We start from the raw sequence: 10,041 nt of genomic DNA on the forward strand, positions 1-10,041 counted from the left end.
GGAAATTCGGCAGCTCTTTTTTATTATTAAATGGATTTTATTTAAAATTAAATACCATAGTTTGCACAAGATCGGGATGCAAACTTTTGGCAACAGGACAATTGTGTGCCGTTTGTTCTATAAAAGATTTTTCCTCAGCAGAATAATTTGCATCAAACCTAAAATGACAAACAATTTCTGCAATTCTTCTAGGTTCAGGTTTCATTATTTTCTCTACTGTACAATAAGCACTATCAATGTTAATGTTCTTTTCTTTACCCAAAATGGCAATTGTTGTAAGAGCGCATTCTGCTAATGAAGTCGCACAAAGATCTGTAGGAGAGAATTTTTGGCCTTTTCCGTGGTTATCTATTGGCGCATCACTTTCGATAATAGTACCCGAATAAATATGTTCTGCTGAACATCTTAGTCCACCGATATATGTAATTTTTGATGTCATAATATTTTATTTTAAAAATGAAAAATATCTTTTGCTCTATTGTAAGAACTTTCGAAGTTGATTGTCTTTTTTTTTTAATCAATTTTTAGCAATCTCTCTATCTCGTCGGCTCCATTCGCTCCAAGATCCTACATATAAACTTGTATTTTCTATGCCAACATATGCTAATGCTAATAAAGTGTGACAAGCTGTTACACCAGAACCGCAATGGACTATGAGATTATTATTTTTATCTTTTAAAATTAAAGAATATTTTTCTTTTAATTCTTCAGGTTTTAAAAATAAGCCTTCGCTGTTCAAATTTTCAGAAAATGGAATATTGATGGCTCCAGGAATATGTCCTGCTATTAAATCTATAGGCTCAGACTCACCAAGATAACGATATGCATCTCTTACATCAATTACAGTAGATCTATTACTACAAATTGCGTTCTCCACTTCCTCAATGGTTGATGTTGCCAACCTCCAATTTTCTTTCTTGATTACATTTGCTTGGGAGTATTGTTCTTCTCCAGATGAAAACTCGAGACCGAATTTCTCAGCTGCTTGTATTCCTCCATCCAAAACTTGAACTTTTTCAAATCCAAAAGATTTCAGCATCCACCAAGCTCTAGCAGCGGCATTAGCTCCGTTTTTGTCATCATAAATTACAATATGTGAATCTTCATGAATGCCTAATCGGGATAATGTATCAGAAAACTTTTCTAAAGTGGGTAAAGGATGTCTGCCTCCGAAAGCTGGATCGTCTCCAATGGTTGCTAAATCTTTATCTAAATCTATAATTCTAGCATTTTTTATGTGCTTTTCTAGATATATTTCATGCATGTTTTTACCTGCTCTAGCATCAAGAATAACCAAATTTTGTTGTGTTAAGTGGCTAAAATCTGAAACTGAAATGATGGGTAAAAGCATATTCTTTATTTTAAAAATGAAAAATATCTTTTGCTCTGTTGTAAGAACTTTCGAAGTTGAGCAAATTAAGTTGATGATCTATTTTTTCTGAAGCCATAAAGTTAATGACTTGCTCTGTAGGCATATTTCCTACCAAATCGTCTTTTGCCATTGGGCAACCTCCAATGCCTTTTATAGCACTATCAAATCTTCTACATCCACTATCATATGCCGCTTTCAGCTTTTTATAGGATTCCTCATAACGATTATGAAAATGAGCTCCAAAATTCATCTCTGGATGATTTGCGGGAATTTTATTAAACAATAATGTGATGGTTTCTGGAGTGGCAACACCTGTAGTATCAGAAAGTAGAACATTTTTAATGCCTATTTCCGAAAACCTTTTAGCCCAAAAATCTACATCCTCCCACTTCCACATTTCACCATAAGGATTTCCGAAAGCCATTGAAAAATAAAGAATAAGTTCTTTGTTTTCTTGCTGTGTGAGCTCTAAAATTTTAACAATATCATTAAAAGCTTCTTCTTGATTTTTATTGGTATTTCTATGTTGAAAAGTCTCCGAAATAGAAAAAGGAAATCCCAATATATCCACAGAAGGATGTACCAATGCTTTTTCTGCCCCTCGGAAATTAGCTATAACTGCAGAAATTTTGGTTTTCGATAAAGATTTATCTATTTTTTCGGCAACCTCAGCAGAATCTGCCATTTGAGGAATCGCTTTTGGAGAGACAAAACTCAAAGCATCAAGTACATCGAAACCCACTTCCATTAAGGAGTTGATGTAGTCTATCTTTTTTGAAGTAGGGATAAATTCTCCCCAACCTTGCATAGCATCTCTAGGACATTCAGTAAGAAACATTTTTAAATTTTAAGATTTCTTAAAAATACAATTTTTTCTACTATTACCTATCAAAAAACAAAACTTGTATTTTTTAACAATACTTATCTTCTATTGTAATTGTTTTCCAACTGTAGTATCTGTAATTGTTGGTTGTATATAAAGTACAAAGTTTATTTATCCAAAATCCTATATCAATTTTTTACTTTAACTCGCAGATAGTTCCTGTTATCATGACTGTGATTTACATTCAAAAGGAGTATTTATTAATTTATAAATTACCTTTAATAGTTACCTTTAGTTAACCCATAGTCAATTGTTGTGATTTAATAGGTAGCTTTATTGAATAGATTAAAATCATTCACAAAACAAAGAATAAGTTATCAGTACCCATTTTTGAACTAGGAAATATAGGCTATCCATCATAATGGATGACCCCAAGGCAAGCAAAATGGTTATATAACGTGCATAATTAAAAATAGACAATATGGAAATTATTGATGATGGATTAAATTTAATTCAACACTTAGACGGTAAAAAAGTTGTAATTTTTGGAGGTACAGGATCTGTAGGTGAAGGAATTCTTCGCTCTTATCTCAAATCCAACGCGATGATAATTATCCCTTCTCGATCTGAAGAAAGTAAAAATAATCTTTTAGTAAATTTTGGGAAACGAGGGTAATAATGAGAATTTAAAGTTTATTATCAGCGATTATTCTGATTTTGAAGGTGCTGAAAAAACGGCAAAAATGATTGAAGAAAATTTTGGAAAAATTGATACTGTTATTGCTTGTGTAGGAGGTTGGTGGTCTGGAGGACCAATTTGGAAGGTGAATGAAGAATCTTGGAAGAACCATTTTTTAGGTTTAGCCACAACTCATATGGCGCTCGCAAAAGCTTGGGTCTCTAGATTAGATAAATCTGGCTCTTATCAAATAATCTCAGGTGGCTCTGGAAAGCATGCTGTAGAGGGTTCGGGTATAGTATCTATGCAACATGCAGCACTTATTATGATGGCTGAGGCACTTGGATTAGAGGCAAAAGACAGTCGTGTTTTTGCTTTTGTTTTGGGAGTTGTAAATAGTAGAAACAGACCTGCGCACAAATCTTATTGGATTACCGCCGAACAAGTGGGCATGGTATCTACTATTTTAGCAAAAGATGAACTTCTAGCTTCGCAAATTATTGAAATAAAAGACAAAGCTGATTTACCAGATGTTCTAGATAAATTAATACAATAATCATTATCAAGTAGTCCTCCCGATAGTACGATAGGGTAAGGAATCAATAGTTTATTCAAAAAAAAGAGTGTTGAAATTGTTGTTAATTATTTTAATAGTAGACTAATAGTTAGTAAGATTATACATCATTTGATCTATAATTTTTTTCATTTTTAAATTCCATTATTATCTACCAATTAGCTTATACATTGTATCTTTGTTAAAATTTATAATATCTGATGAGTACAATAGAATTTAATCAAATTTGGAAAGATAAATTATTGAATCGTTTTCTTAGCTATGTGAAAATATATTCGGAAAGTGATGCAGAAAGTGAAACAACTCCTTCTACAGAAAGACAATGGGAGATTGCCAACTTCATTACTGAAGAGCTAAAAACGATAGGGCTAGAAAACGTATCGATTGATGAAAATGGATACATTATGGGATATGTACCTTCTAACCTAGAAAATGATGAGAAACCTACCATAGGATTTATTTCTCATTACGATACTTCACCAGATTTTTCAGGAGAAAATGTAAACCCTCAAGTTTGGGAAAATTATGACGGGAATGACCTTCTTTTGAACAAAGAAACAGGTTTCACTTTATCTTCTTCAAAATTCGAAAGTTTAAAGAAATATGTGGGTCAAACGGTTATTACTACAGACGGAACTACGCTTTTGGGAGCAGACGATAAAGCAGGTTGTGCTGAAATTGTAACTGCTGCAGAATACCTTATGGCTCATCCAGAAATAAAACACGGAAGAATTGCTGTGGGTTTCACTCCAGATGAAGAAATTGGTAGAGGAGCACATAAATTTGACGTTGCAAAATTCGGAGCAGAATTCGCTTATACTATGGATGGGGGAGAAGTTGGAGAATTAGAATATGAAAACTTCAATGCTGCAGGAGCTGTGGTGAAAATCCACGGGTTGAGCGTTCACCCAGGTTATGCATACGGAAAAATGGTAAATGCTGTACTTCTAGCTGCAGAATTTGCACAAATGCTTCCTGCTAACGAAACACCAGCAACAACGAAAGGTTTTGATGGTTTCTATCATTTAATGGATCTTAATGCTGATATTTCTGAAGCTAAGCTTCAATATATCATCCGTGATCACGATGCTGATCAATTTGAAGCGAGAAAAAAATTCATAGAAGAAAAAATTGCAGAGTTTAATGCAAAATATGGTGAAGGTACTGCCGAAATAGAAATTAAAGAGCAATACAGAAACATGAAGCAACAATTTGAAGGCAAAATGCACATTATCGATATTGCAGCAGCTGCGATGAAAGAAGCAGGAATTGAGCCAAAGATAAAAGCTATTAGAGGAGGAACAGATGGCGCACAATTGTCTTATATGGGATTACCTTGCCCTAATATTTTCGCAGGAGGGATTAACTTCCACGGACCTTATGAATATGTGGCTTTAGAAAGCATGATGAAAGCAACTGAAGTGATCATCAATATTGCAAAAGGATAATTAATAATAGTTGAAGCACCAAAAAAAGGAGCATAGGTGTAATATCTATGTTCCTTTTTATTTTTAAATATATTTTTGAGGTATAAAAACAAAAAAACTCTCAGATAAATCTGAGAGTTTTGGTGGGCCCTGAGGGATTCTCCACAATCTTTATTTTCTCTTTATTCATAGTGGTTTCAAAGCTTTCTTAATTTTGGGTATGCCTAAAAGGATGCCTTTTATAAAAACTCTTAACATAATAGTAGATTGATATTACAGGATTATTTCCAATTCCTTCTGTCTTTAAATAAGAAGTAAAGGTAAAATGAAATAAATTGATTAGTTACTTTACCTTCTTTAGCTAGATAAAAATTTAGTGCAAAAGCATGCTTATAATTTAGGCTCAACTTATGTTCTTCAGCTTTACTTAGTTTACGAATCTTTTTTAGCTTCTGTAATTCTCTGAATTCTTTCTTCAAGTCTTGAAACATATTTGCTAATTCCTCTAGGGTTTGAGGTACTTGTATTTGGTTTAATACTAGGTTTTCAGGAGGAAAAGAATTAGAAAAGTACATTACTTTAATTTCATTTGTATCTGGATAGTACACATTCCAATAGTTTACTTTTAATGTGCTATACTTAAAGATGATACCACCACTAAAATGATTTATTGATGTGAACTTTGGGAATCTTTGTGATAAAGCATCATTTAGCTCATCATAATAGCTTTTTGATTTGTTATTAAACTCCAGAATAACTATTTCTAATCTGTCCCAATGAAAAATAAGTTCTGTTCTATCAGGTTTAAAACCTAGAAATTTCTTCATACTACTTCCTACCCATAAGTAGCTAGAATACAGATTTCTATCTTTAATTCTGTCTTCTATGCTTATTAAATTTAGCTCCCAGTTGTCATATTGATAGCCTATACGAAAAGGGATTCTTGGTTTCATATAATTAAAAAATAAAAAACCATTCTTTGTTGGGAATGGTTCAGTTGTAGTTAAAGTGATTTTTCTCTAAATTCTTCTTCTGTTATTATGCCTTTATCAAAAGCTTTTCTTAGTAATTGTTGTTGATTTTCTACCTCTGAATCTTTGATATACTTTGCTGTTTTTTCATGAAACTGTTTTTCCAATTTTATTATATCAGATGTAGCTTCTTCTTTAGATTTTATTTTAGACTTGACCATTTCTTTTAATAATCTAATTCTCTCTTCCAATTCTTCTCTATCCTTTTGTAACAGTTCTTTTGCATCAACACATAATGAAGCAGTTTTGATTTCTATTTTTCTTCTACGATAAAAAAAGATTAAAGCCAACAAAACTGCTGTGATGATAAAAATTAATGAAAAAATCTTAATGTTTTTATTTAAATTATAATCTCTTAATCTTTCCTCTGCATTATCAGGCATTGCAATTGGACTCCAGTTTTCAGCTTTTGCTACTTCTTTATATTTACCTCCTTCCAATGTCTCATAACTATAACCACCAAAAGAAGTAGTATCATCTATCCCTAAAATTGTTGGTTTGATTTGTTTTTGTTCTGTAGCTTTTTTTGCATCTTCTATATGTTTAGCTAGCTGTCTGTCCTCTTTAGACAAGCTATCACTATTTTGAGCCTTTACAGACAATATTGTAATACAGAATAGTATAAATGATAATAAATTTCTCATAATTAAAATTTTGTATATTGCCATATATGGCATTACAGTGTGTAAATATATTAAGTTCCTTTGACTTGACAAATATGACAAGTTGGAAAAATCAGATATTTTAAAATTAGTTGGTAAAAGGATTAAGGAACTAAGAATACAAAAGGGTATTTCTCAAGCTGATTTGGTAGGTAGAATGTCTGGAGAAATAGATCCCACAAATATTTCACGTATAGAAGCTGGTAGAACAAACCCAACAATATTTACACTGTACAGGATTGCAGAAGCCTTAGATGTAAAACTAGTTAGTTTAATAGATATTGAACCAAGCAATAATTAAATTTGGCTATTTATTAGTTCTTCTATTTCTAGTTCCACTTCTAGTTTTCTCTTCTAATACCCTCCCAAAATACTAGATTCCTAATATTATAAGATACTCCTTCCCAAAACACCCCTGATTCCTCTCCCTTACTTTTAAGATTTGGCTATAATATATATGTAGATGAATATTACTTGGAGGTAATACTAGGTACTTAAAGTAGTGTATTTTGGCTCGTCTGTGCGTGTTACAGATTATTTTGAAAGAAACTATTTGGCTTACTACATTACAAATGTATAAGTGACAAAGTGACAAAATATTCTAAAACTCATTTATCTTAAATACCTAGATTAGCCTATAAGTTGCTGATAAAGTATATTTTGTGATTCTGCATATTCTTATAATCTAGTTTCAGAAAGTTTTAGCACTTTAGCACTTTGAAATAACACTCCTGCGTGGCTAGGAACTAAGAGTCAATATTACACTTCCTGAAATTTATCAACCTCTACCTCAAGTATGACTACTTCTGTTTTATCTGTATAACAATTATTTTCCTTTGCAAATTTGTTGGCAAGTTCAAAGCTGGAAAACACACCTAAGAAGATTCGAGTTGATTTACTCTTATAAATATCAGTCTCAAATAAAACAAATAGATTTTTCATGATGTGTAAGTTTTTTAGTTATAGATTGTGTAATGTTGCTAAAGACTAATTGAAACTACAGTAACCCATCATCAGCAAAACTGAAGTAATCTTCTTTTGTGATGATAAGATGGTCTAACAGCAGTATCTCTATAATCTTACAAGCAGATTTTAGCTTTTGAGTAATATCAATATCAGCTTTACTTGGGGTAAGGTTACCACTTGGATGATTATGAACAATAATAATCCCACTTGCTAAAGTTTTAAGTGCTATGGAGAGGACTATTTTAACATCTATAATACTTGAGCAGATTCCTCCTTTTGACAGATCAAAAATCCCAAGAACTTTATTTGCTTTATTTAATAATATCACTTTTACTTCCTCTAACATTTCAATGGTATCTAGATTCCAATAGTTAGTAATAAGGCTGTAGGTTTCTCTGCTATTACTTATTTTTTGTGCAGATACTATATGAGGTGAATAAGAAACAAGTAATTCTGCAACTTGTGTATTTTGTTTCATAAAAAGATTTTTAAGATTAAATAAAAAGCTACGTCCAGTTTTTTCAAGCTTATATAATAGACTCTAGATTTCTGGACGTGACAAAAGTGAATTAAGGAGTAATAATTATGTATCTAGTATATACCCAATAAAACCCTTATTTTTCTTAAAAGAAAAAATGTCCATTCTGTGCAAGAGTATATAATACTTCTATATAAAATGGACATTTAGATTCTAGATTGCTTCTTCAAGCTCAGCCTTGTTTGACATGGCTTTTTCAAACTCTACAGAAAGCTTTTCTTCTTCTGTTGAAACTCCATCAGGTAAGTAAGCATACCTATGTTCCAACATAATTTCTTCTCCTGTTTCTTTAATAGTGTAGGGATAAGGTTCTGTAGTAACCTTTACAATTCTTCCTCCCATTTCTTCACCTACTAATCCTTTACAGGTGGGTTCATCAAATGTTGTTGAAACTGTAGCTTTCTTAGCTGTGGCATAGTATTGACCTGTGGCTTTACTTAATACCATTTCAATACCTCCTTGTGCTTCAAGGAGATAAAAGTTTGTTCCATCTTCTTTCTGTCTTGTTTTGTAACTGATAATTCTTACCATTATTTTTGATTTTTGAGTTAAAATTTGAATTAAAAAACCTATCTGTTCCAGACTTCAAGAATAAGTGAAGGTGTTGAGTGTGAGTGCAATGTAAAAAGTAACAGGTATTATCTTATTTTTTCTATACATTGCTTAGTCATGTAAAGTAGAAAGTTAACAAACTAAGAAAGAACATTTGAATGGAGTTAAAAAAGTAAAGATAAAGTCTCTCGAGAGTCAATGAAATAGATTTAGATCTGTAGCAGAATAGAAACTTACACTATAGTTGCAAGAATAATATTTACCTCCAATAAAAAGGCTTTATTCTGTTTTGGATAGGGGGTATTGGGGAAGAGCAAATGGATAGGGGTATGCTATGCAAGGACAGTCACATGAGAATAAATTCTCTAAAATTTTATTTTATAAAATTTTTATACAAAGAATTATTTAGTCTTAATTTAGTATATTCACAATGTTTAATTGCTATGAAAAAAATAACAACTTTTATTACTGGAATAATTGGATTGTCTATTACAGCTGGAATAGGCTACATGATTTATAAATTTTTCTTTCTATTTTTTTCCAATATTAATAAAATTGATATAAATCTGCTAATTGCTATTCTTGGTGGAACTATAACAATAAGTGGTTTTTTCATAACAAGATATTTGGAAAGGAAAAAAAGTATTGAATTTGAAATCAGGAATAAGAAAATCCCTATTTATGAAGAATTTTTTGAATTTTATTTTAAAGTAATGTTTCAAAATAAAACAGATAATGGAATTACAAATGAGGAAATGGTTAATTTTTTCAGAAATTTTAATCAGAAAGCAATTATTTGGTTTCCTGACAATATATTAAAAGAGTATATTACGTGGAAAAATAATATTATCCTTTTTTCTAAGGAAAACATTGAACTTAAGGAAATGTTACTTCTTCAAGAAGATTTTATGAAGCAGATAAGGGAGGATATAGGACATAATAATAAGAATATTCAAAAGTGGGATATTTCTTCATTATATATTAATGATTTAGAAAATTACAGATAAAGCTATTTAAAAACCTCAACACTAGAAAAGGTAAAAAAAGGTAGTGAGATACTACCTTTCAAATAATTGAACTAACTGATAATTGTTCATACAATGATAACAAACCATTCTAAGAGTAGGAATGGTTTATTATACGAATTATTCTTCTAGTGGAAAAACTTGTCTTACAAACTTAAGAAGTTTAAGTTACCCTCGTTTCACTGGACCAAAAATTAGTATTTCTTAGTTGGATTTTAAGCTGCTTTGGTGTATTTATTTTGGGGTTTATTATTAATTCCTTGATGCTTTCGATAATGATATTTTTCTAGCCATTGTTTTATTCCTAAGTAAAGATCCAGCCCGTTATCTTTTGGATTAAGATAAATGTATTGATATTTTAGTGTTCGCCAAAATCTTTCAATAAAAATATT

At 31.3% G+C, this 10,041-nt stretch carries 14 protein-coding genes; 5 read left to right on the forward strand and 9 right to left on the reverse strand.

The window, feature by feature from the left end; genetic code table 11:
- Window positions 1-37: 37 nt before the first annotated feature.
- The 3 genes from ACKI42_RS04680 to ACKI42_RS04690 all read right to left on the reverse strand — a co-directional run bounded on the left by ACKI42_RS04680 (window position 38) and on the right by ACKI42_RS04690 (window position 2,210).
- Complete coding sequence (locus ACKI42_RS04680; protein ID WP_407402952.1) at window positions 38-439, reverse strand: OsmC family protein; 402 nt, start codon at window positions 437-439, stop codon at window positions 38-40.
- A 78-nt stretch (window positions 440-517) separates the two neighbouring features.
- Window positions 518-1,351, reverse strand: a complete 834-nt coding sequence (locus ACKI42_RS04685; RefSeq protein WP_407402954.1) for a sulfurtransferase — start codon at window positions 1,349-1,351, stop codon at window positions 518-520.
- A 10-nt stretch (window positions 1,352-1,361) separates the two neighbouring features.
- On the reverse strand, window positions 1,362-2,210 hold the full coding sequence (locus tag ACKI42_RS04690) for a hydroxymethylglutaryl-CoA lyase (protein ID WP_407402956.1): 849 nt from the start codon (window positions 2,208-2,210) through the stop codon (window positions 1,362-1,364).
- 466 nt (window positions 2,211-2,676) lie between these two features.
- Here ACKI42_RS04690 and ACKI42_RS04695 point away from each other — a divergent pair, with 466 nt between their 5' ends.
- The 3 genes from ACKI42_RS04695 to pepT all read left to right on the forward strand — a co-directional run bounded on the left by ACKI42_RS04695 (window position 2,677) and on the right by pepT (window position 4,896).
- Window positions 2,677-2,871, forward strand: coding sequence for a hypothetical protein (locus ACKI42_RS04695; protein WP_407402958.1), 195 nt, complete (start codon window positions 2,677-2,679; stop codon window positions 2,869-2,871).
- Window positions 2,855-3,430 (forward strand): SDR family oxidoreductase, encoded by a 576-nt coding sequence (locus tag ACKI42_RS04700; protein WP_407402960.1) that lies wholly within the window; start codon window positions 2,855-2,857, stop codon window positions 3,428-3,430. The genes ACKI42_RS04695 and ACKI42_RS04700 overlap by 17 nt, the downstream gene beginning before the upstream one ends.
- A 218-nt stretch (window positions 3,431-3,648) precedes the next feature.
- Window positions 3,649-4,896, forward strand: a complete 1,248-nt coding sequence (pepT, locus tag ACKI42_RS04705; RefSeq protein WP_407402962.1) for a peptidase T — start codon at window positions 3,649-3,651, stop codon at window positions 4,894-4,896.
- 260 nt (window positions 4,897-5,156) lie between these two features.
- Here pepT and ACKI42_RS04710 read toward each other — a convergent pair whose 3' ends face one another.
- Together ACKI42_RS04710 and ACKI42_RS04715 are read right to left on the reverse strand one after the other, a co-directional pair.
- Entirely contained in the window at window positions 5,157-5,828 is a 672-nt protein-coding gene (locus tag ACKI42_RS04710) for a hypothetical protein (RefSeq protein WP_407402964.1), read from the reverse strand.
- 50 nt (window positions 5,829-5,878) lie between these two features.
- The gene (locus ACKI42_RS04715; protein ID WP_407402966.1) at window positions 5,879-6,550 is read right to left on the reverse strand and encodes a hypothetical protein; all 672 of its coding nucleotides are present in this window, start codon (window positions 6,548-6,550) and stop codon (window positions 5,879-5,881) included.
- Between the two features lie 82 nt (window positions 6,551-6,632).
- Between ACKI42_RS04715 and ACKI42_RS04720 the strand changes: the two genes are divergently transcribed.
- Window positions 6,633-6,869: a helix-turn-helix domain-containing protein gene (locus tag ACKI42_RS04720; protein WP_407402968.1), complete on the forward strand. Its 237-nt coding sequence runs from the start codon at window positions 6,633-6,635 to the stop codon at window positions 6,867-6,869.
- 458 nt (window positions 6,870-7,327) lie between these two features.
- Here ACKI42_RS04720 and ACKI42_RS04725 read toward each other — a convergent pair whose 3' ends face one another.
- The 3 genes from ACKI42_RS04725 to ACKI42_RS04735 form a co-directional block, all read right to left on the reverse strand.
- Entirely contained in the window at window positions 7,328-7,510 is a 183-nt protein-coding gene (locus ACKI42_RS04725; RefSeq protein ID WP_407402970.1) for a hypothetical protein, read from the reverse strand.
- 55 nt (window positions 7,511-7,565) lie between these two features.
- On the reverse strand, window positions 7,566-8,012 hold the full coding sequence (locus ACKI42_RS04730; protein WP_407402972.1) for a JAB domain-containing protein: 447 nt from the start codon (window positions 8,010-8,012) through the stop codon (window positions 7,566-7,568).
- A gap of 213 nt (window positions 8,013-8,225) precedes the next feature.
- Window positions 8,226-8,603 (reverse strand): hypothetical protein, encoded by a 378-nt coding sequence (locus ACKI42_RS04735; protein WP_407402974.1) that lies wholly within the window; start codon window positions 8,601-8,603, stop codon window positions 8,226-8,228.
- A gap of 464 nt (window positions 8,604-9,067) precedes the next feature.
- Between ACKI42_RS04735 and ACKI42_RS04740 the strand changes: the two genes are divergently transcribed.
- On the forward strand, window positions 9,068-9,631 hold the full coding sequence (locus ACKI42_RS04740; RefSeq protein WP_407402976.1) for a hypothetical protein: 564 nt from the start codon (window positions 9,068-9,070) through the stop codon (window positions 9,629-9,631).
- 233 nt (window positions 9,632-9,864) lie between these two features.
- Here the strand turns inward: ACKI42_RS04740 and ACKI42_RS04745 are convergent, their stop codons facing one another.
- Entirely contained in the window at window positions 9,865-10,038 is a 174-nt protein-coding gene (locus ACKI42_RS04745) for an integrase core domain-containing protein (RefSeq protein WP_407402978.1), read from the reverse strand.
- Window positions 10,039-10,041 lie beyond the last annotated feature (3 nt).

This window comes from Chryseobacterium sp. (genome assembly GCF_045629545.1).
Classification (GTDB): Bacteria; Bacteroidota; Bacteroidia; order Flavobacteriales; family Weeksellaceae; genus Chryseobacterium.